Source organism: Roseateles sp. (assembly GCF_965262435.1).
In the GTDB taxonomy this organism is placed as follows: Bacteria; Pseudomonadota; Gammaproteobacteria; order Burkholderiales; family Burkholderiaceae_C; genus Paucibacter_A.
Window position 1 is genome coordinate 1,474,742 of sequence record NZ_OZ253537.1, and the last position, 23,319, is coordinate 1,498,060.

Consider the following 23,319-nt stretch of genomic DNA (forward strand, 5'->3'; position numbering starts at 1 on the left):
ATTGAGAAAGGCCAGCACGAAAGTGCTGGCCTTTTGTCATTGCGCGACGCCTTTTTGTGGAAGCTCAGGCCTTGCCCTGGCGCAGCAGCTGCTCGAACGCTTCGACCGGCAGCGGGCGGGCGAACAGATAGCCCTGGCCGTAGTCGCAGCCGGCGCTGCGCAGCAGCTCGAACTGTTCCTGGGTCTCCACGCCTTCGGCCACCACCTGCAGGCCCAGCTCATGCGCCATGGTGATGATGGCCTTGCACAAGGCCAGATCCTTGGTGCCAGGGCGCAGATTGCGGACGAAACGCTGGTCGATCTTGAGCAGGTCGATGGCGTACTGATGCAGGTAGGACAGCGACGAGAAACCGGTGCCGAAGTCGTCCAGCGACACCAGGAAGCCGCCCTGGCGCAAGGTTTCCAGCTGGCGGTTGACCTCGCTGTCGCCCTCGAGCAGCAGCCCCTCGGTGATCTCGATCGCCAGTGCGCCGTCCGCTAGGCCCAGCTCTTGCGCCGTGGCCACCCACTGGTCGTGGTCGGCTTGCCCGTGCTGGTGGCGAAATTGCACCGGGCTTTTGTTGATGCTGATTTGCAGGCCGGGGTGCAGACGCTGGCGCCAATCCTGGACCTGGCGCGCGGCTCGCTGGAACACCCATTCGCCGATTTCGATGATCAGGCCGCTGCTTTCGGCCAGGGGGATGAACAGGTCCGGCCCGATCCGGCCGCGACTCGGGTGGGTCCAGCGCAGCAAAGCCTCGGCTTTACAGATGGCGCGACTCTCCATGGCCACGATGGCTTGGTACTCCAGGCTCAGCTGCCCCTGCGACAGGGCTTCGCGCAAATCATTGCTCAGGCGCATGCGCAGCAGCGCTGCCTGCTGCAGGTCGGGCGTGAAATGCCCCAGTCGGTTACGCCCGGCGCCCTTGGCCACATAGAGCGCTTGGTCGGCATGCTTGAACAGTTCTTCGATCTGCCGGCCATCGTCGGGGAACACGCTGATGCCGATGCTGGCCGAAACAAACACCCGCTCTTCCTGGAGATGGAAGGCCGCTGCCATCGCTTGGATGATGGTTTGCGCCACGGCTTCGGCCTCGGCGCTGTCCCGCAAGTCCGAGAGCACGACCGTGAACTCGTCGCCACCCATGCGGGCCACGGTTTCCTGTGGGCGCACGCAGGTGCGAATCCGTTCGGCGGCCTGCAGCAGCAGGGCATCGCCCATGTCGTGGCCCAAGGTGTCGTTGACTTCCTTGAAGTGGTCCAGGTCGATGAAGAGCAGGGCGAGGCGCCCGCCTGCTCGGTCTGCGGCCATCAGCAGCAGCTCCAGACGATCCCGCAAGGTGCGCCGGTTGGGCAGGCCGGTCAGGGCGTCAAAGTGCGCCTGGTGCCAGATCAGCGCTTCGGCCTGCTTGCGCTGGGTGATGTCGGTGTGTGTGCCCACCATGCGCAGCGGTCGGCCCTGCGCGTCGCGGCTGATCACCATGCCGCGGCTGTGGATCCATTTCCAGCTGCCGTCCTTGCACAGCACGCGGTGTTCGTTGCTGTAGATGGGCGCCTGACCCGCAAAATGAGCGGCACGGTCCAGCTCCATCTGCGCCCGGTCATCGGGGTGGGTGCGCGCGTCGAGTTCGCTCGGGCTGGGCTTGATCTCGCTTTCCGCGAAGCCGTACATCTGCAGGATACGCGCCGAGTAGATCTCGACGTCCTCCTGGATGTACCAGTCCCAGACGCCATCACCGACGCTCTCCAAGGCCAGCTTCCAGAGTTCGTCGGCGTCACGCAGGCGCGCCTCGGCTTCCTTGCGGGCACTGATGTCGGTGTGGGTGCCGAGCAGGCGCAATGGCTGGCCGGCTTGCGAGGGCAGGGACTGGGCCAGGGCCAGCTGCCAGCGATAGCGGCCTTCTGCGTCGCGCAGGCGGTAGTCCATCTCGAAGCGACCGCAGAGCAGGGCTTGCTGCCAGCGCAGGTCGAATTCGAGGCGGTCGAGGGGGTGGATGATTTGGCGCCATCCGAGGGTTTGCAGCTCATGCAGACTCAAACCCAGGAAGTCCAGCAGAGAGGGCGAAGCGAAGCTGGGCTGCAGGCTGGCATCGAGTAGCCACAGCTGCTGCGGCAAGGCTTGCAGCAGGGCGCTGCTGGCCGGCTCTGGCGCATCTCCACTCAAGAGTGGTTGTCGGGGCGTCGCGTTCTCTTGCGGCATCGAAACAAGGCTTCGGGGTCAAACAAGCGGTGGCGGGCGTCTCGCCATGACTGCATTCAAACGCTCAAATTGGACGGCGCGAATGCCTGGGTGGAGTGGCGCCGGGCTGAGTTTGGTGCATTGATTGAACCTGCAGCGCCAGCTTTTTGCAAGCAATCATCGGGCTTGTCGCGGATTCGTAGAAAATAGGCTCGCCCGAGATGGTCGGGCAACTACCTGAGACGAGATTCTGGAATGAACAAAACCGAACTGATCGAACACCTGGCCAGCAAGCATGAACTGACCAAGGCCGAAGCCGGCCGCATCCTGGAAACCCTGCTGGACGCTGTGGTCACCACCGTCAAGAAGGGTGGCGCTGTGTCCATCCCCGGCTTCGGTTCCTTCAAGCAACACGCCCGCGCTGCGCGCACCGGCGTGAATCCCAGCACCGGCGACAAGATCAAGATCGCCGCCGCCAAGCTGCCCAAGTTCACCCCGGGCTCGGGTTTCAAAGCCGCCGTGGACCCCAAGGCTGCCGCTCGCAAGGCTGCCAAGACCACCGCTGCTCCCGCCAAGGCTGCCGCCAAGCCGGCCGCCAAGAAGGCCAAGAAGTAAATCTTGCCGCCTGAGCGATGAGCGCCGCCTGGCGCTCGTGGCGATGATGAAAGAACAAGCCGCTGCCCTGGTTCTGGGGCGGCGGCTTTTTTGCTTCAGCTCAAGCGCTTGGTGCGATGTTCTCTTTCCAAGTCGCAGCTTGTACGCCTCAGACGGCGTTGAAGTGCTCGACCTTGGGCGCTTCGGCGAAGAAGGGGCCGACGATGGCGCGCCAGGCGGGGAACAGCGGGCCGCCGCGGAAATGCTCGGTGTGGTCTTCCAACGTGACCCATTGAATCTGCAGCAGATAGCGCTCAGGTGACTCGATGCCGCGCTGGACCTGGGCGCTGATGAAGCCTTGGGCCTGGCTGATCACGCTGGCAATGCCGTGCTGGATGGCAGCTTCGAAAGCGGCCTGCTGGCCGGGCTGGATGCGGATGTCGGCGACTTCGAGAATCATGCGGAGCTCTTTCGTGTGCAAGGGTCAGATCAGGGGTGAAGAAGGGACACGATATCAGCGCCCGTCCGTTTGATGTGGGCGGCTGCGCAGCCAGGAGCGAGGCACTTCGTCAATCGGCCGGCGCACGCCCAGCAGATTCAGCAGGGCGCGGCGCGGCATGCTTCACGCCTGACAACGCTGGAACAGCGCTTGGGTTTGCTCAATGACCATCTCGGGTTGTTCGCGCTGTGGTGCGTGGCCGCAGCCGGGCAGGGCGCAGAGCACGGTGTCGGCATGCAGGCGCGCAATGGCTTCGATCTGGGCCAGGCTGCCGTACTCATCCTCCTCGCCCTGCAGGGCCAGAACCGGGCAGGCCAGGCGAGCGCGCAGATCGTCTTCGATATTCCACCGCTCGAAGCCCGGGAGCAGCCAGGCATCGTTCCAGCCGTAGAACGCCGAGTCGGTGTCGGCATGGTGGCGGGCCAGGGCCGTGCGCAGACTGCGCCCGTGTTCGTAGGCCTGGCGAGCCTGACGCAAGCCCTCGATGGTGCAGGGCTCGACAAACAGGTGCGGCGCCATCGCCACCACGCCGCGCACGCGTTCAGGGAATGCCGCGGCGAACAGCAGGGCCAGGCTGGCCCCGTCGCTGTGGCCGAAGAGGAAGAGCCGCTCGTCGCGGGCCACACGCAGTGCGTCGAGGCAGGCGGGTAGCTGCGCCTTGGCCTGGCGCTGCAGATAGTCCTGCGGCCAGGGGTCGCGGCGCGGGCTGCTGTTGCCATAGCCTGGGCGCGAGTAGATCAGTCCGCGGCAGTCCAGGGCCTCGCACAGGCGGAGAGGGAAATCACGCCATTGCGACAGCGAGCCCAGGCCCTCGTGCAGGAAGATGGTCAGGGGTCGCGCCACGCGTTCGGCGCGCAGCCACTGGGCTTCGATCTGCAGCGTTTGGCCCTGCAGTTGCATGGGCTGGAGGAAGGGGGCGGACATGCATCGATTGTGGCGCCAAGCCTCCAGCCCGGTGCTCTTGCGCTGCGATACTTGCCGCACAACAAGGAGCATTCTTCCGTGGAGACATTGCATATCGAGGTCGATGCGCGCGGCGTGGCGCATCTGACCATGAACCGCCCCGAGGTGTTCAACGCCTTCAACGAGTTGATGATTGCCGAACTGGCCCAGTCCATGGACCGCTTGGTGGCCGATCCGCATGTGCGCCTGATCGTGCTGGCCGGAGCCGGCAAGGCCTTCAGCGCCGGTGCCGACATCCAGTGGATGAAGCGTGCGTCCGAGGCCAGCCAAGAATGGAATCTGGCCGACGCCCGCAAGTTCGCCGACATGCTGCAGCGCATCGCTCATTGCCCTAAGCCAGTGCTCGCACGCATCCAGGGTTTGGCCCTGGGCGGCGGCGTCGGCCTGGCTGCGGCCTGCGACATCGCAGTGGCCAGCAGTGAGGCCAAGTTCGCCGTCAGCGAGGCCCGTTTCGGCATCCTGCCGGCCGTCATCGGCCCTTATGTGATCAATGCCGTCGGTCCCCGGCAGGCCAAGCGCCTGGCCCTGACAGCAAGCCGCATCGGTGCCGCCGAGGCCTTGAGTCTGGGTCTGGTGCATGAGGTGGTGGAGGCCGATCAGCTCGACGCGGCGCTGGCGCGCTGGATCCACGAGTTGCTGCAAAACGGGCCCAGCGCGCAAGGCGAGATCAAGCAGCTGTTTGCCCAGCTGGAGGTGGGCCCGGTGACGGCCGAGGTGCGCGAGCTGACGGCGCAGACCATCGCTCGTGTGCGCCTCGGCGACGAGGCGCGCGAAGGGTTCTCGGCTTTTCTCGCCAAACGACCGGCGGCCTGGGTGCCGGCGCTCGATGATGCCGCCAAGGAGGGCGTGTGATGACGGACTCGTTGAATTCCAGCACTTGGCAGATCGCCCGGCTGCCGGCTGCCGAAGCCCTGATCGGCGTGGTCGGCGCGGGTGTGATGGGCGCCGGCATCGCCCAGGTGGCGGCCCAGGCTGGCCATCCGGTGTGTTTGCTCGATGTTCGCGAAGGCGCCGCCGCTGCGGCTTTAGCCCAAATCGGCAAGGGCCTGGACGGCCTGGTCAACAAGGGCCGCATGGAAGCGGCCGAGCGGGCCGAGATCATGGCCCGCATCCAGCCAGCCCGCCTCGCCAGCGAGCTGGCGCAGGCCACTCTGGTGATCGAGGTCATCGTCGAGAAGCTGGAGCCCAAGCAGGCCTTGCTGCAGGAGCTGGACGGTTTGCTCGGCGAGGGCGCCATCATTGCCACCAACACCTCGTCCATCAGCGTCACGGCGCTGGCCAATGGCATGAAGCATCCGCAGCGCCTGGTCGGCATGCACTTCTTCAACCCGGTGCCCTTGATGAAGCTGGTCGAGGTGGTCTGGGGCGCCGAGACCGACGCCGGCGTGGCCGAGGTGATTGCTCAGCTGGCGCGCAGCTGGGGCAAGACGGCGGTCCATGCCAAGAGCACGCCGGGCTTCATCGTCAACCGCATCGCCCGGCCATACTACGCCGAGACCTTGGCCTTGTTGCAAGAGCAGGCTGGCACGCCCGAGCTGATCGACCGGGCCCTGCGCAGTGCAGGCTTCCGCATGGGCCCTTGCGAGCTGATGGATCTGATCGGCCACGACACCAATTATTTGGTCACCCAATCGGTGTTCGAGGCCAATTTTGGCGACAAGCGTTACCAGCCTTCGCTGGTGCAAAAGGCTTTGGTCGACGGCGGCCGCCTGGGCCGCAAGGTCGGCAAGGGCTTCTATGCCGGCCCGCCGGCGCCACCGGTACCGGTCGAGTCGGCCAGTGCTGCCTTGCCGGCGCTCAGCCTGGTGGGTCGCGGCCCGCTGATCGAGGCGCTGGCGACTTGGTTCAGTCATCGCGGCCTGAGCTTCAGCCGCGGCGAATCGGCGGACTGGGCGGGTCTGGTCTTGGGTGAGATGCATCTGCACCTCAGCGATGGCCGCACGGCTGCCCAGCTCGCGCATGAGCGCCGCTATGGCGAGTTGGCCGTGATGGACTGGCCGGTGGCGCCCGATCGCATCGACGGCCTGGCCGTCGCTTTCGGCCCGCGCTGTTCGGCGACGGCACGCGAGGCCGTGCGTCAGCTCTGGCATGCGCTCGGTTGGGAACTGCTGGAGCTGCGCGATGTGCCGGGTCTGGCCGTGGCGCGCACCGTGGCCATGCTGGTCAACGAGGGCAGCGATGCTGTCTGGCAGGGTGTGTGCGACGAGCAAGGCGCCGATCTGGCGATGAAGTTGGGCGTCAACTACCCGTCCGGGCCTTTCGAGTGGCTGGCGCTGCTGGGCGCGGAGCGCGTGGTCGAACTGTTGGATGCCTTGTTCGCCGCCTACCGCAGCGAGCGCTACCGCGTCAGCCCCTTGTTGCAACAGCGCCGCTGGGCCTGAGCTGCGGCCGCTTCAGCGGCAACAAGAAACAAAGCCACCGCGCCGATTCGGCGGGGTGGCTTTTTTCATGTGCGCAGTGCGAGCTTCAGAGCAGCATGCGCAGATGGGCTTGCGCCTGCAGCAGAGGCGGCAGGCAGTGCTCGACCATCTGGTCCATGCTCATTCGCGAGGCGTGGACGCTGATGTTCATGGCCGCCACCACGTCGCCGCGGTAGTTGCGCAGCGGCACGGCCACGGTGCGCAGGCCCAGCTCCAGCTCCTGGTCGATGCAGGCATAACCGAGGGCGCGGGCGCGCGCGATCTCGATGCGCAGGCGCTCCGGGTGGGTGATGGTGTGCGGCGTCAGCGGCGTCAGCTGCTGGCGGGTGATCCAGTCATCCACGTCGGCCTGCGGCAGGGCGGCCAGCATGACGCGACCGTTGGCGGCGCAGTAGGCCGGCACGCGAGCGCCCGGCTGCAAGGTGGGGGAGACCACACGGCCTGCGCTGGTGGCGGCGATGCAGATGACGTCGCCGCCGTCCAGTACGCCGGCCGAGCTGGCTTCCTTGAGCGCATAGGCCAGCTTGTGCAGCTCAGGCTCGACGATGCGCGGCAGGCGGGCCGAGTGCATATAGCTTTGACCCAGGCGCAGCACCTTGGGCGAAAGCGCGAACATCTTGCGGTCCTGGGTGACAAAGCCCAGATGGGTCAGGGTCAGCAGGTAGCGGCGCGCAGCGGCTCGGGTCAGTCCGGTGCGTCCGGCGACTTCGCTGATGGTCAGGCGGGGGCGCTCTTGATCGAAGGCTTCGATCACGGCCAGACCTTTTTCCAGGCCGGCCACGAGATCCCGCTTGAGCGGACCCTCATTCGCAGCGGCCGCTTCTGGCTTCTGGGAGCTGGAACTCAGGCCTCCCTTGTCGAGGGCGGGTTCGGCAGGCGTTGTGAGCGCCAGGGCGGACAGGTCTTCAAATGCGCGGGCAGCAGACATGATGATGTGTGTTGGGCGCCCTCAAGGCTCAGAGCGCGTTTCAGGATTCAAGAACAATCAAAAATTTCACTGCCGCCGGGCACCGCGTCCCCGGTTCAGGCACTGGCGTCGAGCCGGCACGCTCACCGTCTTGCAAGGCTGCCCGATGAGGGCAGGCACACACGCGGTGCAGCCATGGCCTGCTGCAGCGCACATTTTCTATCAGCGAATGCTTCGCATTTGCGCTGACGGATAAAAACAAGTCGATGAGTGCGGCGAAATCGGCGCTTGGAGGTCCGGCGAGAGTGAAAGAAGAGAAAGACGAAAGCTGAAATCTATGGCCTCAGCGCACATCACTTCGGGTGTTTGGCCCCGGTCTTGCCCCCCTCAGAGCAAGTTCCTCGCGTGATGTCCGCTCGGTGAATTGAATTCAGTATCCCATGCACATCAGCCCATGCCAAAAGACATGCGGAGGTCTAGTCGGCCAGACCTGAGAGGTCCACTCTGGCGTTTTCTGGCGTATTTCCTGGAGATTTGGCTTGTGTTTATGAGGGAGAGTTTTCGATTGGAGAGCGTTCACTCGAAATTCTTTCCCTTTCCTTGCGTTGTGCCGCCGGTCTCAGACCCGCTCGATCACCACCGCGATGCCCTGGCCAACCCCGATGCACATGGTGCACAAAGCGTAGCGACCACCGCTGCGCTCCAACTGGTTGACGGCCGTGGTCAGCAGGCGAGCGCCGCTGGCGCCGAGTGGGTGGCCCAATGCTATGGCGCCTCCGTTCGGGTTCACACGTGCGTCATCATCGGCCAGCCCCAGCTGGCGCAGCACGGCCAGGCCCTGGGCGGCGAAGGCCTCATTCAGTTCGATCACGTCCATCTGCGCGAGGCTCAGGCCGGTCTGAGCCAGTACTTTGAGCGTGGCTGGCGCCGGGCCTATGCCCATGATGCGCGGCGGCACGCCGGCGGTGGCCATGCCCAGCACGCGGGCCCGCGGAGTCAGGCCATGGCGCACGGCGGCGCCTTCGCTGGCCAGCAGCAGAGCGCAGGCACCATCATTGACGCCCGAGGCGTTGCCTGCGGTGATCGTGCCATCGGGCCGGACGATGGGCTTGAGTCGCGCCAGGGCCTCGAGGCTGGTGGCGCGCGGATGCTCGTCCTGGTCCACGATGATGGGCTCGCCCTTTTTCTGCGCCAGGCTCACAGCGACGATCTCGTTGGCGAAAAAGCCGGCTCGCTGCGCTGCCACGGCTTTCTCTTGGCTGGCCAGGGCCATACGGTCTTGGTCGGCGCGTGAGATGCCGAAGTCGCTGGCCACGTTTTCTGCTGTTTCCGGCATGGAGTCCACGCCGTACTGCGCCTTCATCAATGGGTTGATGAAACGCCAACCGATGGTGGTGTCGTAGATGGCATTGCTGCGGGCAAAGGCGCTTTCGGCCTTGGGCATGACAAAAGGCGCCCGGCTCATGCTCTCGACGCCTCCGGCCAGCATCAGTTCGGCTTCACCGGCTCGGATGGCCCGCGCCGCCGAGCCGACCGCATCGAGGCCCGAGCCGCACAAGCGGTTCAGCGTCATGCCAGCGACGCCGACCGGCAAGCCGGCCAGCAGGGCCGACATGCGCGCGACATTGCGGTTGTCTTCGCCGGCTTGATTGGCGCAGCCGTAGAACACATCGTCAATGGCCTCCCAGTCCAGCAGGGGATGGCGCTCCATCAACGCGCGCAGCGGAATCGCGCCCAGATCGTCGGCGCGCAGCGAGGCGAGGGCGCCACCGTAGCGGCCGAAAGGTGTGCGGATCGCATCGCAGATGTAGGCGTGGTTCATGGCTCTGGCTCCAGCGAGAAGGTACAACTACCTTTTGCATCGTGCGCGGCTGCAGCTGAGCTGCGGAGCGCCGATACCAGTCAGGCAGTGTGTGGGTCGATTGGAAATTGGTTCTTAATTAGAACATTGGTTCACTTGATGAACAAACTGGGCGCGCAAAGCCACGTCCAAACGCGCTTGGGCGTGACAATTTGCACGCGATGCGGTGGGCCGTCACCTTCCATGGGCAATACTCGCAGAAGGGCTCAAGTTTGGCCGCAGCGTGGCCGAAGCTCAGCCAGAGGGCGCCGCAAAAAAAAGGCGTAGGAAGAATATGAAGGACACAACTGCCGATCCTTTGATCGATGTGGGCCAGCTGAAGGTGGGGATGTTCATCCACCTGGATCTGGGCTGGATGTCTCATCCCTTTCCGCTCAGCAGTTTCAAGCTGAGTTCCGAGGATCAATTGCTGATCCTGCGTCGGCTTGGGCTGACGCAGGTGCGCTGGAGTCCGGGCAAGAGCGAGTTGCAGGCGGAAGGCGTAGCTCTGCCCGTTGAGTCGATCGCGGCGTCGATGCCAACGGAGCTGTCGGCCGAAGATCTGGCCCGCGAGGCTCATCGCAAATCGCTGGAAGCTCAGCGTGCCGCGCTGAGCCTGTGCGAGCGTCAGTATGCTGAGGCTGCCGGTGCTTTCCGCGGCGTGATGGAGCAGTTGGCGACGCAGCCACGCAACTCCCGCGAGCAAGCCACTGCCCTGACTGCCGCCTTGCTGGACAAGATGTTGGTGGAGGGGGACCTCAACATCCGCCTGCTCAACGAAGGTGCTGGTGACCGTGGCACCGCGCATGCGCTCAATGTCTCGATCATTTCCCTGTTGCTGGGCCGTGCCTTCGGACTGGGGCGTGAGGAAATGATGGACCTGGGCGTGGGCGCGCTTCTGCACGATATCGGCAAGACCGAGGTGCTGGCCCGCTTGCGTCACCGCGATGACAGCTTCACCGCGGCGGAGCTGCAAGGCTATCAGGACCATGTGGCCAAGGGCGTGGCCTTGGCGCAGAGCATGGGGCTCTCGACGGGCCCGCTGCTGGTGATCGCCCAGCACCACGAAAATGCCGACGGCAGCGGCTTCCCGCAGCGCATCAATGTCGACCGCATGAGCGCCGGCGCTCGCATCGTGTCCCTGGTCAACCGCTTCGATGGTCTGTGCAACCCCTTGCTGGCCTCCAAGGCGATGACGCCGCATGAAGGCTTGTCCTTGATGTTTGCTCAAGGGCGCAATCGGTTTGATGCCACCATGCTGAATGCATTCATCCGCATGATGGGCGTCTATCCGCCGGGCTCGACGGTGCAGCTGACCGACGATCGCTTCGCCTTGGTGGTGGCGGTCAATTCCTCGCGCCCGCTCAAGCCCAAAGTCATGGTTCATGACCCGCGCGTGCCGCGGGAAGAGGCTTTGGTTCTGAACCTGGAACAGCATGCCGACCTGGGCATACGGCGCAGCCTGAAGCCTCAGCACCTCCCTCGCGCCTCGCTGGAATACCTGAGCCCGCGCACCCGCGTGGCCTATTTCTTCGAGCCCGTCCAGGGGCTCGGCGACGTGGAGCTGGCGGCGTGACCCTGGTCAGCCTGCAGCTTCCCCCCTTTTCGACCGCCGCCCCGCTCGCTCAAGCCGCCCTTCTCGAGGGCATGCTGGAGGCCGCTTGGCTGGTCGATGGGGGCAGCCGCCGCATCCTTGCGGTGAATGCGGGCGCCGTGGCCTTGCTCGGATCGAGTGCCGGGCAGTGGGTGGGGCAGAGTGTGGAGTCCCTGGCCAGCACGCCCGAGGACCTGCTGTTCTGGCAAGAGGCCGCACAGGACAGCAGCGCGCAGCTGCTCTCGGATACCTTGCTGCGCCATGCCGATGGCCAGATGCTCTGGGTGACCCGGCGCATCAGCTTCATCCGCGATGCGGCAGCGTCGGGCGGAGGCTTCTGGCTCGTCTCGGTGCGGGACCAGACGCCGCAGCGTCAGGCCGAGGAAGAGCGCGAGGCCTTGGTGGCCGAGTTGCAGGCCACGCTGGAATCGACGGCCGATGGCATTCTCGTGGTCGACCTGGCCGGGCGAATTCGTTCCTTCAATCGTCGCTTCGCCTCGCTCTGGGGTATCCCGCCCGACCTGCTGCGCGAGCGCAATGACGAGGCCGTGCAGACGTGGATGCGGCGCAGCGTGGTCGACGGGGCGGCTTATATGGCGCGCCAGGCCGCCATCCAGGACGCCGCTCTGCTGCAGAGCAGCGATGTCATCAGCCTGCTCGATGGTCGCGTGCTGGAGCGGGTGTCGCTGCCGCAGTTCAGCCGCGGCCGGCCGATCGGGCGCGTCTATTCCTACCGCGACCTCAGTGAAAAGCTGGCCGCCAGCCAGCGCATCGAGGAGCTCGCGCACTCTGACATGCTGACCGGCCTGCCCAACCGGCGCGCCCTGGCCGAACGCATCGACCACGCCCATGCCATGGCCAAGCGCGAAAGCGCGCCGTTTGCCCTGCTCAACGTCGATCTGGATCGTTTCAAGCAGATCAATGACACGCTCGGCCACTCGTATGGCGACCGGGTGCTGCGCGAGGTGGCGGAGCGCCTGAAGGCCTGCTTGCGCGAGGTCGACTTGGTGGCTCGCTTGGGCGCCGATGAGTTTGCGCTGCTGATTCATCAGGCCGATGCCCGCGGGGCCGAAAATGCGGCGCGGCGCGTGCAGGAGGCGATGGCGCGGCCTTTTTGCTTCGACACCCTGAGCTTCACCGTCACTTGCAGCACCGGCATCGCCCTGTTTCCGGGCGACGGCAGCAGCGCCGACGAGTTGCTTGGCAGCGCCGAGCAGGCCATGCACTGGGTCAAGGAGAGCGGTCGTGCAGCCTTCCATTTCCATCAGCCGCGCAAGGACGTCGACCTGCTGTCCCGCATGCGCTTGGATCACGCCATGCGGCAAGCCTTGCAGGAGGGGCAGTTCCGCCTGCACTACCAGCCGCAGATCAATCTGGCCAATGGCCAAGTGATTGGTGCCGAGGCGCTGATCCGCTGGCGCGATCCCTTGCGCGGCGAGATTTCGCCGTCGGAGTTCATTCCGGTGGCCGAAGAAAGCGGCTTCATCGTCGCCATTGGCGAGTGGGTCCTGCACCAGGCCGTGGAGCAGGCTGCGCGTTGGTTGCGCCAGGGTTGGCGCATGCCGGTGGCCGTCAACGTCTCGGCCCTGCAATTTCAACAAAGCCAGTTTGCCGACACGGTGGCCCATGCCTTGCGCGCCTCGGGCCTGCCGCCGGGCTTGCTGGAGCTCGAGCTGACCGAGTCCATCCTGTTGCGCGATGCCGAGGAAGCCCTGCGCCGCCTCCAGTCGCTGGCGGCGCTCGGCGTCGGCATGTCCATCGACGACTTCGGCACCGGCTATTCGAGCCTGGGCTATCTCAAGCGCTTTCCGATCCAGCGGCTCAAGATCGACCGCAGCTTTGTGACGGGCCTTCCTGCCGATGCCAGCGACGCGGGTATCGTCAATGCCATCATCCAGATGGGCCAGGCCTTGCGCCTGCACGTCATCGCTGAAGGCGTGGAGACTGATGCACAGCGCGATTTTCTGCTGCGCGCCGGCTGTGACGAGTTCCAGGGCTACCTCTATGCGCCTGCCTTGGGCCCGCAAGAATTTGAGGAGCGGGTTTGGCGTAGCGGCAACCCGAGCAGCCCAGGCGGCGGCATGCGTTTGATGGGCGGATTGTTGATCTGATTCCGGCTGCGCAAGCGTGAGTGACTGCGTCGACAATGAATGGCATTCATTTGAGTAGCCATCCAGGGAGGACGTTCATCATGATCTACCGCTTCAAATCCAAAGCCGGCGCCGACGTGATCATGCTGCAGCCTCAGGGCGAGCAGATCCTGCGCCTTCTGGGGCGCGAGCCTTCGCCACAAGGCATCTTGCGTGGAGCCGAGCTGCTGGCTGCGATTTCGACCCTGGAGCTGGCCGTGGCAGAGGATGAGGCTGCGTTTGCCCGGCTGCAGGCAGAGGCAGCGGCTGCTGGTGAGCCCCTGCCGCGCCGCGAGGGCATCAGCCTGCAGCAGCGAGCCTGGCCGCTGGTCGAGCTGATCCGCCATGCCCAGCGTGCCGGCGCTGATCTGGTCTGGGGTGTTTGACACCATGCCCTTGGACAGCAGCACGCGCGTGTTCGCCATCCGTCACGGCGAGACCGCCTGGAATCGCGACAAGCGCATCCAGGGTCAGTTGGACGTGCCCCTGAACGACATCGGGCGCTTGCAAGCCCAGCGCCTCGGCGCGGTTTTGGCCGGGGAAGGCATCGATGTGATCTACAGCAGTGATTTAGGGCGAGCGCGAGAAACCGCCGCCGCAGCCGCTGCAGCATTGGGCCAGCCGGTGCAGCTGAATCCCGGCCTGCGCGAGCGCCGTTTTGGCGTGTTCCAGGGCCAGACCTGGCAGGAGATTGCCGAGCGCTGGCCGGATCACAGCGAGCGCTGGCGCCGCCGTGACCCCGACTTCGGCGCCGATGGCGGCGAAACCTTGCAGGAGTTTTATGTGCGCAGCGTTTCCGCCGTCGAGTGCGTCTTGCGTGAGCACGCCGGGCAGACGGTGCTCTTGGTGACGCATGGTGGCGTGCTCGACTGCCTGTATCGTGCGGCCACTCGCTTGCCTTTGCAGGCAACGCGAACCTGGATGCTGGGCAATGCGGTGATCAACCGCCTGCTCTTTTCTGACGCGGGCTTCACGCTGGTGGGATGGAATGACGACGCGCACTTGGCAGGGCTGGTTCTTGACGAGCCTGCTTGAGGGGAAGTCCGACGCGTCGTGCAAGTGCCAATTTGCACGATTCCAGGTGTACCAGAGAAGTGTTGCAATTTCGCGTCGGTGCTGTTTCAGCGCTCCGAGCCACTTCTATACTGCCGTCACATTGCGCAGAAGACCGGGCGGCTAAGCCCAGCACACACTTAACTCACAAAAGGCATACGATGAAAAAGATCGCTCTCGTGGCTGCTATCGCAGCTCTGGCCGCTCCCGCCGCTTTCGCTCAAAGCTCGGTCACCCTGTGGGGCCGTATCAACACCACCGTTGAAAGCCAAAAGGTTGAAGCCCAAGGCCGCAAGGTCGTGGTCGCTAACAACGCATCGCGTCTGGGCTTCAAGGGTCAAGAAGATCTGGGCGGCGGCCTGAAGGTCAGCTTCGCACTGGAGCACGGCCTGAACTCTGACAACGGCGCCGCCACTGGCGATTTCTGGGGCCGTGAGTCCTCCGTGCAGCTGAGCGGCGCTTTCGGTGCCGTGCGTCTGGGCCGTTGGACCCCGGGTTCGTACTTCGCCACTGCTGACTACATCAGCAACCACAACCACGACACCGGTTCTTCGGAAGACAAGCTGTACTCCGGCGCTGGCTTCACCAGCAAGAACAAGGTCGGCTACTTCACCCCCACCGTGGGTGGTTTCTCGGCTGAAGCCGCTGTGCACGCTGGCGAAGGCGCCGACAAGCGCGGTATCGACCTGTCGGGTAACTACGACCAGGGTCCTCTGCACCTGGGCGCTGGCTTCAGCAAGCAAGGCGATGCCAAGCAATTCGCCGTGCGCGGTCTGTACGAGCTGGGCTCGGTCATCCTGGGCGCTTATGTCCAGCGTGAAGACAATGGTGCAGCCACGAACTCCACCCGCACCATCGCTCGCGTTTCGGCCATGTACGTCATGGGCGCTTCGGAATTCCACCTGAACGTCGGCGGCACCAAGGCCGGTGGCGATTCCTTCAACGGTGGCAAGAACGGTGGCAAGCAGTACACCCTGGGCTACAACTACAACCTGAGCAAGCGTACCAAGGTGTATGGCTACTACACGGCTGTGGACAGCACCCAAGCCAAGAGCGCGAACGACTTCAGCTCGCTGGCTGCTGGCATCCGCCACAACTTCTGATCGAACTCGATCACAAGCAAAAAGCGACCTTCGGGTCGCTTTTTTTATGGCCAACGCACGGGCCAGCGAGTTGGGCGCTCAGTCTTCTGCGAAGGCGCCCAGCCTCCCTGGCTGCAAGGGAGCCCGCAGTCCGCGGGCCTGTTGCGCCGGCCAGCCCAGCAGTGTTTCGGTGATCGGGCCGCAGATGCGGCCTTGGCAGGCGCCCATGCCGCAGCGGGTCTGCAGTTTGGCGTCGCGCCAGTCGCTGTAGGCCTTGAGGTCGCCAAGACGGATGTCCTCGCAGCGGCACACCAAGGTCTGGGCGTCGGCCAGTCGCAGCAGTTCCGGGCGCAGCGCAAAGTGCTCTGCCAAATGCCGGGCGAAGCGCAGCGCACGCTGGCGCGCCGGTGCTGTCGCCGTCGGCGTGGTTTGCGCCAGCAGCGACTGAGCTGCGAGCGCCCCTTCCACCAGAGATTTGTCCACGCCACCGATGCCTGTGCATTCGCCGGCGGCATAGATCCCAGGGATCGAGCTGCCCATGCCTTCGTCGACGGCAATCGCGCCGTCCGGCCGCAGCTGGCAGCCCAGCAACTGCGCCAATTCGGTGTTGGGCAACAAACCGAAGCCAATGCCCAGGGCATCGCACGCCAGTTCCTTGCGGGACTGGCCCTGATTCAGCTGCACCGATTGCAAGCGGTCCTGCCCCGTGGCCGCCTGCACCCAAGTGCCGGCCCGGTAGGGAATGCCGCGCAAACGCCAGGCCAGGCTCACGGCCTGCTTGGCTTTGCCGGCATTCAGGCCGGCCGCAAAGCGGAGCAGCTGTCCGCGCGAGGCCTGTTCGGCGATCAGCAAGACCTGAGCCCCGGCTTGTCGCACCGTGTCGGCCGCGGCCAGCAGCAAAGGGCCGCTGCCCGCCAGTACCACGCGCTGGCCGGCAATGGGCCAACCCTGCTTAACCAGCGCTTGCAGGCCGCCGGCGCCCATCACCCCGGGCAGGGTCCAGCCGGGGAAGGGCAGGTGGCGCTCGCGGCCACCGAGGGCCAGCAGCAGTTGCGGGGCCGCGACGCGCAAGGCTTGCGAACCTGTCCCCGCGTGCGTCTGCAGGCGCAGGCTGTGCAACGCTCCTGGACCTTGCCCCCGGGGCTCGGCGGCGATCACCGTGCATCCGAAGCGGGTCTGCAACAGCGGGTGGCGCAAGGCGTCATCGAGCTGGCGCTGCCAGTTCTTCGGCAGGCCAGCGCGCCAGATCTGGCCGCCGGCGCGCGTAGATTGATCGACCCAGATGACCCGGCGGCCAGCGTCCAGCAGGGGCAGCAGTGCCGCGATACCTGCCGGGCCGGCGCCGATGATGATGACGTCGGCCACCTGTCGGGCCGAGCTTGTTTGCACGGCTGTGTTCATGTCTGGGTCTCGATGCGCATGCCCTCGGCCACCGGCGTCATGCAGCCCAGGCAATGATCCTGGTCATCGATGCGGACGCGGCATTCCTGGCATTGGCCCATACCGCAAAACGCGGCGCGCGGCTGCCCGTTTTCGGCGCGGCGGCTGTGCTCCACGCCGGCTCGCTTCAGGGCGGCGGCGACATGGCAGTGGGCGGGCACGCGCAGGGCTTGGCCGTTGATGAAGACCAGGATCTCGGCGGCGGGCGCATCAGGCATGGGCGGGGCTTTCTTGGAAACGCGCGGGTCTGAAGGGGTCAGGTTTCAATGTCGTGGCCTGCCCCAGGCTCAGCTGCACCAGCAGCTCGGCCGTGGCCAGGGCGGTGGTGATGCCCAGGCCCTCGTGACCGGTGGCCAACCAGCTGCGGTGCAGGCGCGGGTGGGCTCCGATCAGTGGCTGACCGTCGCGGCTGGCCGGGCGCACACCGGTCCAGCAGCGCAGCAGGCTGAGTTCGGCCAGGCCGGGCATGTAGTGCACGGCCTGGCGCAGCATCTGCTGAAGCAGGACGGGATCCAGCTCGGAGTCGTCGCGGCCAATCTGGCGCGAAGAGCCGATCAACAGCTGGCCGCCCGGCCGCGGCTGCAGATTGAAGGACACGGTGTCCTGATCCACCAGATGGGCGCGTTTCAAATAGCCCAGCTCGACCAGCTGGTGCTGCACCCGGCCGGGGTGGCGCTGGGTGATGGCCAGATGCCCCTTCTTTGGCAGCAGCCAGCCGGTAGGCAACTGCTCTTGCGCGGCCAGGCCGGTGCAGATCACCGTCATGGCGCCCCAAAGCTCGCGACCGTCGTCTAGGCGTACGGAAGCACCCTCGAAATTCACGGCCCGAGCGCGGAAGACCTTGGCCTGCGCCTCCTGCAGCCAGCGAGCGGCCACACGCGGGGGGTAGACGCGGCCGTCGTCAGGGACATGCAGGGCGCCGAGCAAGTCGCGACGCAGCATGGGTTCGGCTTGTGCCAATTCTTCGGGGTTCAGAAGCTCAGCCGCCAGGCCCTGTTTGCGGAACCAGGCACGCTTGCGTTCGGCTAGGGTCCACTCTTCGGAGTCGGTGGCCAGCCAGAGCGTGCCGCAGCGGCTGTATTCGGCCAACTCGCGGTGCGCCTCTTGCTCCTGCAGCCAGTCTTGCCAGAGCTGCAGGCTGCGCCGACTCAGGTCCGATTCAATCTGGTCCGCCGGGTCCAAGGCGTCGACGGCCAGCAGATGGCCCATGGACGCGGCAGTGGCTCCGCCACCGATGGGCCCGGGCTCGACCACGGCCACGCTCAAGCCCTGGCGCGCGTACTCGCGCGCGCAGGCGGCGCCGATGATGCCGCCGCCGATGATGATCACGTCGGCGTGACGGCGGGTGGGCAGGGGCTGGGCGGCCATCAGCCGCCGTGCTTGCCGCTGTCGTCCCTGATGCCCCAGGCAAAGGGGTCGCCAGGCTGGAACACCAAATTCGCATCGAGGGTGATGAAGGCCTGGCCATGAATGCTGGGCAGCACGCGGCCGTGGTCTGCGGGTTGATAGCTGGCCGTGAAGTGGCTGCCGATCACGCTTTCCTGCACCCAACTTTGTCCGGGCGCCAGCTTGCCGTCTGCCGCCAGGCAGGCGATCTTGGCGCTGGTGCCGGTGCCGCAAGGCGAGCGGTCGTAGGCCTTGCCGGGGCAGAGCACGAAGTTGCGTCCCTGGTGGGCGGGGTTCTGGGCCGGGCCGATCAGCTCGATGTGGTCGATCTCCTGGCCGTGTTCGCCGCTGATGCCCTGCGCCTTCAGGGCCTGGCGGATGCGCCAGGACAGGTCGGTCAGGGCCTCGACTTCGCTCAGACGCAAGTCCAAGCCATGGTCATCGCAGAGAAAGAACCAGTTGCCGCCCCAAGCCACGTCGCCATGAACGACTCCGTGGCCGGGCACTTCGACGCGAAGCTGACGCGCCCAGCGGTAGGCCGGCACATTGGCGACGGTGACGCTGCCGTCCTCGTGGAGCGTGGCGCTGACGGTGCCGACCGGGGTTTCGATGCGGTGCTCGCCCGCTTGGATTCGGCCCAGAAATGCCAGTGTGGCGACCAGGCCGATGGTGCCGTGGCCACACATGCCGAGGTAGCCGACATTGTTGAAGAAGATCACGCCGGCGCTGCAGCTTGGGTCTTGTGGCGCGCAGAGCAGGGCGCCGACCAACACGTCCGAGCCGCGTGGCTCGTTGACGATGGCGCTGCGCCAGGCGTCGTGCTGTTCGCGCAGACGTGCCAAGCGCTCTGCCATGCTGCCGCAGCCCAAGTCCGGGCCGCCGTCAATCAGGATGCGGGTCGGCTCGCCGCCGGTGTGGGAATCGATGATGCGCATGGTCGAAAGCGTGGCTGATGAAGATGTCAGGCGATAGGGGTCAAGCGATGACCGCGCTGGCAAAGCTGCGCAGATAGTCCATCAAGGCATCGGCCGCGGCGCTTGCGCGCTCGGGCTCGCCGCCGGCGATGGCTTCGGCCAGCACCAGGTGGCAGCGCGCGCCTTCGTTCATATCGCCCTGGTGCTGGTAGGCGTACCAGAAGCGCCGGCATTGAATGGCCATGGGCACGACGGCCGCCACGGCAAAGGGGTTGCGGCTGGCCGCGTGGGCGACATGGTCCAGGGCCTGGTCGGCGGCCATATAGGCGCCCAGATCGTCGGCTTGGCTGGCCTCGCTCATTTGGTGGGCGCAGCGCAGCAGATCCTGGCGCTGCTGCGGCGTCGCACGGCGTGCGGCGGTCGCAGCGATCAGCCGCTCCAGCACGCGCCGTGCTTCGATCAGGTCCAGATGCTCGGCGAGGCGGATGTCGCTGACCAACAAACCGCGGCGCGGCTGCTGCACGATCAGGCCGCTGGCCACCAGGCGCATCAGCGCCTCACGCGTGGGCGTTCGGCCCAGGCCGGTGCGCTCGATCAGCTCCGCCTCGACGATGGGGGCGCCAGGACGCAACTCCAGCGTGGCGATCATGGACTCCAGCGCGTCGTAGGCCTGGTCGGCATAGCGACGCTTGTCGGGTTCGCCCTCCACGGGGGCGGTGGCGTTCCTCTGGCTGGGGTCCTGGCGGCTGCTTTTCATGGGCGCATCATCGCAGGCCGCTGGCCGTCATTTGAGTGGATCAGAACAGGCTGCTCAAATCGGGCCGGGTGTCCAAGCCCTTCTGGATGATGGCGGCCACGCGCTCGCGCTCGGTACCAATCAGGGGCAAGCGCGGGCGGCGTACGTTCTCATTGCCGACGCCGGCCATGGCCTCGGCCAGCTTGATGTTCTGCACCAGCTTGGCGCTGACATCGAGGTGCAGCAGGGGCATGAACCACTGGTAGATCTTCAGTGCTTCGTCGTAGCGCTTGGCCTGCATCAGCTTGTAGATGGCCACGGTCTCAGCCGGGAAGGCGTCGCACAGGCCGGCCAGCAGACCCTCGCAGCCCAGGGCCAGGGCCTCGAAGCTGAGGTCATCGACGCCGATGAAGAGCTGGTAGCGCGTGCCCAGGGTGTTGCGCAGGTCGGTGATGCGGCGGATGTTGTCGGTCGATTCCTTGATGGCAACCAACCATTCGCAATCGGCCAACTCGGCCATGTCCTCGGGCTTGAGGTCGACACGGTAGGACACCGGGTTGTTGTAAATCATGATGGGCAGCTGGGCTGCTTCGGCGATCGTGCGCACATTGGTCATGGCTTCGCGCGTGTCGGCCGGGTAGAGCACGGCCGGCATCAGCATCAGGCCCTGCACACCCAGCTTGGCGGCGGCTTCGACATAGCGGATGGCATTGCGTGTGCTGGTTTCCGACACATTGGCCAGGACTGGCACGCGACCGGCCGAGACGCGCAGTGCGGTGGCGGCCACTTCCAGTTTTTCCTCCAGTGTCAGCGTGCTGGCCTCGCCCAGCGAGCCGCCGGTGACCAGGCCGTGCACGCCGTTCTGGATCTGGAACTCGAAATGACGCTCCATCTCGGCGATGTCCAGGTCCTCGTTGGGTTTGAACTTGGTGGTGACGGCAGGGAAGACGCCGGCCCAGCGTGGCAGATTCGAGGCGAGGGAAGTGGTCATGGCGAAGCTCGTTCGGGTTGGTATTCTGTAAATATATTAACGGCATGACTTGCTGTCAAGCCTAGGCGACCCCAGATGGGCCACGGTGCCGCAGGCTTGCTGCGCAGCCGCCATGCAGGAGGACCCCAGCATGGCAGGCCGCAGGCGGCGCATACAATCCGCCGTTCATTCGGGCACCGGCCCCGCGTGGCATGGGCTCGGCCCGGTGTCCGCATTCAAATCAAAAGGGAATTTCTCGTGTTCATCTCCAATGCTTTCGCCCAGGCCGCGCCCGCCGCCGCCACCGGTACCGAGTCCAGTCTGCTGAGCATGCTGCCGCTGGTGTTGATGTTTGTGGTGCTGTACTTCGTGATGATTCGTCCGCAGATGAAGCGCCAGAAGGAACACAAGGCCATGATCGATGCCATCGCCAAGGGCGACGAGGTCGTTACATCGGGCGGCCTGCTGGGCAAGATCAGCAAGGTCGGCGAGAGCTACCTGAGCCTGGAAGTGGCCAACGGCGTTGAACTGCAAGTGCAGCGCGGCGCCGTCGTGCAAGTGCTGCCCAAGGGCACGATCAAGTAATCCGAAACCCGGCCCGGCTGCCCGCCCCGGGTGGCCCGGGCCGAAAAGCAGCCAGCCGCTTGCGCGGCGGCCCACCCGGCATCGCTGCCGCTTCTTTGCATGTGCAGAGGCGGTACCGGTGTGCGGGCCTGAGAGGAAGCCTTCATGAACCGTTACCCGCTGTGGAAGTACGCGATCCTGGTCGTCGCGCTGCTGATCGGCATCATCTACACGCTGCCGAATTTCTTCGGTGAGGCGCCTGCGGTGCAGGTCTCCAGCGGCAAGGTCACCGTCAAGGTCGACGCCGCGGTGGCCACGCGCGTGGAAAAAGCGCTCAGCGATGCCCAGATCAAGCCCGACTTTGTCCAGTTTGAAGGCGGCTCGGTGCGGGCCCGGTTTGCCGACCTGGACACCCAGGTCAAGGCCAAGGACGTCATCAGCAAGGCGCTGAATGCCGACCCGAACGAGCCCAGCTACATCGTCGCGCTGAATCTGCTCTCGCGCTCGCCGCGCTGGCTGACCGCCCTGCATGCCAACCCCATGTACTTGGGCCTGGACTTGCGCGGTGGCGTGCACTTCCTGATGCAGGTCGACATGAAGTCGGCCCTGACCAAGAAGGCGGAAAGCCTGACCGGTGATGTGCGCACCATGCTGCGCGAAAAGAACATTCGCCATGCCGGCATCAGCCGCGACGGCAATGCCGTCGGCGTCACCTTCCGCGAGGAAGCGGTGCGTCAGCAAGCGCTGGCCGTGCTCAACGAACAACTGCCCGATGTCCAGTGGCTGCCGGTGACCGAAGGCCTGGACCTTCGTTTGGTCGGCACGCTCAAGCCCAAGGCCCAGGTGGCCGTGCAGGACGCGGCGCTGCAGCAGAACATCACCACGCTGCACAACCGAGTCAATGAACTGGGTGTGGCCGAGCCTGTGATCCAGAAACAGGGCGCTGACCGTGTGGTCGTGCAACTGCCGGGCGTGCAAGACACGGCCAAGGCCAAGGACATCATCGGCCGCACCGCCACGCTGGAACTGCGCATGGTGGACGACAGCGCCGAAGCGCAGGCCGCGCTCGCCGGCTCCGGCCCGGTGCCTTTCGGCACCGAGCGCTTCATCGATCGCGGCTTCGGGCCCATCATCGTCAAGCGCCAGGTGGTGTTGACCGGTGAAAGCCTGAACGATGCCCAAACCACCTTCGACGACAAGCAGCGCCCCGCGGTGAGCCTGACCGTGGACGCCAAGGGTGCCCGCATCATGAAGGACATCTCGCGCGAGAACATTGGCAAGCGCATGGCCATCATCTTGTTCGAAAAGGGCAAGGGTGAGGTCGTGACTGCGCCGGTGATTCAGGGCGAACTGGGCAACCGCTTCCAGATCACGGGTTCGATGAACACCCAGGAAGCCAGCGATACGGCCCTGCTTTTGCGCGCCGGTTCCTTGGCCGCGCCGATGGAAATCATCGAAGAGAAGACCGTCGGACCGAGCCTGGGCGCTGAGAACATCGCCAAGGGCATCTTGAGCGTGACCTGGGGCTTCGTGGCCGTGGCCGTGTTCATGTGCGTCTACTACATGCTGTTCGGCGTGTTCTCGTCCCTGGCGCTTGGCTTCAATCTGCTGATGCTGCTGGCCCTGCTGTCCATGCTTCAAGCCACGCTGTCCTTGCCGGGTATCGCCGCGATTGCGCTGGTGTTGGGCATGGCGATCGACTCCAATGTGCTGATCAACGAGCGGATCCGGGAAGAACTGCGCGCCGGTGTGGCGCCACAGGCGGCCATCAGCATCGGTTACGAGCGCGCGTTCGCGACCATTCTGGACTCGAACGTGACCACCTTGATCGCTGGCATCGCCTTGCTGGCCTTTGGTTCCGGTCCGGTCAAGGGCTTCGCCATCGTTCACTGCCTGGGCATCCTGACGTCGATGTTCTCCTCGGTCGTGTTCTCGCGTGCGCTGGCCAATCTTTGGTATGGCCGCCAGAAGAAACTGAAGTCGCTGTCGATTGGGCAGATCTGGAAACCCGCAGCGAGTCCCGAGGCTGAGCAGCAGCCCGTGGCCAAGGCCTAATCAAGAAAGCCTCGA

Annotated in this window: 21 protein-coding genes; 10 read left to right on the forward strand and 11 right to left on the reverse strand. The window is 65.4% G+C overall.

The features are described from left to right. Positions 1–64: 64 nt before the first annotated feature. Positions 65–2,143 carry a putative bifunctional diguanylate cyclase/phosphodiesterase gene (locus ACQY39_RS06350; protein ID WP_428504466.1) on the reverse strand — a complete coding sequence of 693 codons (2,079 nt, stop codon included), beginning with the start codon at positions 2,141–2,143 and terminating at the stop codon, positions 65–67. Positions 2,144–2,413: 270 nt separating this feature from the next. Between ACQY39_RS06350 and ACQY39_RS06355 the strand changes: the two genes are divergently transcribed. Further along, positions 2,414–2,773, forward strand: coding sequence for an HU family DNA-binding protein (locus ACQY39_RS06355; RefSeq protein ID WP_428504468.1), 360 nt, complete (start codon positions 2,414–2,416; stop codon positions 2,771–2,773). Positions 2,774–2,921: 148 nt separating this feature from the next. Here the strand turns inward: ACQY39_RS06355 and ACQY39_RS06360 are convergent, their stop codons facing one another. Beyond that, positions 2,922–3,212, reverse strand: a complete 291-nt coding sequence (locus ACQY39_RS06360; RefSeq protein WP_428504470.1) for an antibiotic biosynthesis monooxygenase family protein — start codon at positions 3,210–3,212, stop codon at positions 2,922–2,924. Positions 3,213–3,374: 162 nt separating this feature from the next. Further along, the gene (locus ACQY39_RS06365) at positions 3,375–4,175 is read right to left on the reverse strand and encodes an alpha/beta fold hydrolase (RefSeq protein WP_428504472.1); all 801 of its coding nucleotides are present in this window, start codon (positions 4,173–4,175) and stop codon (positions 3,375–3,377) included. A gap of 78 nt (positions 4,176–4,253) precedes the next feature. Between ACQY39_RS06365 and ACQY39_RS06370 the strand changes: the two genes are divergently transcribed. Together ACQY39_RS06370 and ACQY39_RS06375 are read left to right on the forward strand one after the other, a co-directional pair. Further along, on the forward strand, positions 4,254–5,066 hold the full coding sequence (locus ACQY39_RS06370; RefSeq protein WP_428504474.1) for an enoyl-CoA hydratase-related protein: 813 nt from the start codon (positions 4,254–4,256) through the stop codon (positions 5,064–5,066). Further along, positions 5,066–6,595, forward strand: a complete 1,530-nt coding sequence (locus ACQY39_RS06375; RefSeq protein ID WP_428504476.1) for a 3-hydroxyacyl-CoA dehydrogenase — start codon at positions 5,066–5,068, stop codon at positions 6,593–6,595. Before ACQY39_RS06370 ends, ACQY39_RS06375 begins: the two co-directional genes overlap by 1 nt. Positions 6,596–6,680: 85 nt before the next feature. On the opposite strand, the gene ACQY39_RS06380 is transcribed toward ACQY39_RS06375, so the two are convergent. Together ACQY39_RS06380 and pcaF are read right to left on the reverse strand one after the other, a co-directional pair. Beyond that, positions 6,681–7,562 (reverse strand): IclR family transcriptional regulator domain-containing protein, encoded by an 882-nt coding sequence (locus ACQY39_RS06380; protein ID WP_428504478.1) that lies wholly within the window; start codon positions 7,560–7,562, stop codon positions 6,681–6,683. A 598-nt stretch (positions 7,563–8,160) separates the two neighbouring features. After that, entirely contained in the window at positions 8,161–9,363 is a 1,203-nt protein-coding gene (gene pcaF, locus ACQY39_RS06385; RefSeq protein ID WP_428504480.1) for a 3-oxoadipyl-CoA thiolase, read from the reverse strand. A 313-nt stretch (positions 9,364–9,676) separates the two neighbouring features. On the opposite strand from pcaF, the gene ACQY39_RS06390 reads away from it, so the two are divergent. The 5 genes from ACQY39_RS06390 to ACQY39_RS06410 all read left to right on the forward strand — a co-directional run bounded on the left by ACQY39_RS06390 (position 9,677) and on the right by ACQY39_RS06410 (position 15,260). Further along, positions 9,677–10,957, forward strand: coding sequence for an HD-GYP domain-containing protein (locus ACQY39_RS06390; protein ID WP_428504482.1), 1,281 nt, complete (start codon positions 9,677–9,679; stop codon positions 10,955–10,957). Next, positions 10,954–13,086, forward strand: a complete 2,133-nt coding sequence (locus ACQY39_RS06395) for a putative bifunctional diguanylate cyclase/phosphodiesterase (RefSeq protein ID WP_428504484.1) — start codon at positions 10,954–10,956, stop codon at positions 13,084–13,086. The genes ACQY39_RS06390 and ACQY39_RS06395 overlap by 4 nt, the downstream gene beginning before the upstream one ends. An 80-nt stretch (positions 13,087–13,166) precedes the next feature. Continuing rightward, positions 13,167–13,490 carry a DUF1840 domain-containing protein gene (locus ACQY39_RS06400; protein ID WP_428504486.1) on the forward strand — a complete coding sequence of 108 codons (324 nt, stop codon included), beginning with the start codon at positions 13,167–13,169 and terminating at the stop codon, positions 13,488–13,490. Next, positions 13,450–14,139 carry a histidine phosphatase family protein gene (locus ACQY39_RS06405; RefSeq protein WP_428504488.1) on the forward strand — a complete coding sequence of 230 codons (690 nt, stop codon included), beginning with the start codon at positions 13,450–13,452 and terminating at the stop codon, positions 14,137–14,139. The genes ACQY39_RS06400 and ACQY39_RS06405 overlap by 41 nt, the downstream gene beginning before the upstream one ends. Positions 14,140–14,318: 179 nt before the next feature. After that, positions 14,319–15,260: a porin gene (locus tag ACQY39_RS06410; protein WP_428504490.1), complete on the forward strand. Its 942-nt coding sequence runs from the start codon at positions 14,319–14,321 to the stop codon at positions 15,258–15,260. Between the two features lie 78 nt (positions 15,261–15,338). On the opposite strand, the gene ACQY39_RS06415 is transcribed toward ACQY39_RS06410, so the two are convergent. From ACQY39_RS06415 to ACQY39_RS06440, 6 genes are read right to left on the reverse strand one after another with little or no spacing between them, the layout of a single operon-like run. Continuing rightward, the gene (locus tag ACQY39_RS06415) at positions 15,339–16,640 is read right to left on the reverse strand and encodes an FAD-dependent oxidoreductase (protein WP_428504492.1); all 1,302 of its coding nucleotides are present in this window, start codon (positions 16,638–16,640) and stop codon (positions 15,339–15,341) included. Beyond that, positions 16,637–16,897 (reverse strand): (2Fe-2S)-binding protein, encoded by a 261-nt coding sequence (locus ACQY39_RS06420; protein WP_428504494.1) that lies wholly within the window; start codon positions 16,895–16,897, stop codon positions 16,637–16,639. The genes ACQY39_RS06415 and ACQY39_RS06420 overlap by 4 nt, the downstream gene beginning before the upstream one ends. Continuing rightward, on the reverse strand, positions 16,890–18,047 hold the full coding sequence (locus ACQY39_RS06425) for an NAD(P)/FAD-dependent oxidoreductase (RefSeq protein ID WP_428504496.1): 1,158 nt from the start codon (positions 18,045–18,047) through the stop codon (positions 16,890–16,892). Before ACQY39_RS06425 ends, ACQY39_RS06420 begins: the two co-directional genes overlap by 8 nt. Continuing rightward, entirely contained in the window at positions 18,047–19,000 is a 954-nt protein-coding gene (locus tag ACQY39_RS06430; protein ID WP_428504498.1) for a 4-hydroxyproline epimerase, read from the reverse strand. The genes ACQY39_RS06425 and ACQY39_RS06430 overlap by 1 nt, the downstream gene beginning before the upstream one ends. A 40-nt stretch (positions 19,001–19,040) precedes the next feature. After that, on the reverse strand, positions 19,041–19,736 hold the full coding sequence (locus tag ACQY39_RS06435) for a GntR family transcriptional regulator (RefSeq protein ID WP_428504500.1): 696 nt from the start codon (positions 19,734–19,736) through the stop codon (positions 19,041–19,043). A 40-nt stretch (positions 19,737–19,776) separates the two neighbouring features. After that, the gene (locus ACQY39_RS06440) at positions 19,777–20,706 is read right to left on the reverse strand and encodes a dihydrodipicolinate synthase family protein (protein ID WP_428504502.1); all 930 of its coding nucleotides are present in this window, start codon (positions 20,704–20,706) and stop codon (positions 19,777–19,779) included. Positions 20,707–20,943: 237 nt separating this feature from the next. Here ACQY39_RS06440 and yajC point away from each other — a divergent pair, with 237 nt between their 5' ends. Beyond that, the gene (gene yajC / locus ACQY39_RS06445; RefSeq protein ID WP_263516557.1) at positions 20,944–21,270 is read left to right on the forward strand and encodes a preprotein translocase subunit YajC; all 327 of its coding nucleotides are present in this window, start codon (positions 20,944–20,946) and stop codon (positions 21,268–21,270) included. A 144-nt stretch (positions 21,271–21,414) separates the two neighbouring features. Next, a complete protein-coding gene (gene secD, locus ACQY39_RS06450; protein ID WP_428504504.1) occupies positions 21,415–23,304 on the forward strand; it encodes a protein translocase subunit SecD in 1,890 nt (629 codons plus the stop codon). The last annotated feature ends 15 nt before the right edge of the window (positions 23,305–23,319 follow it).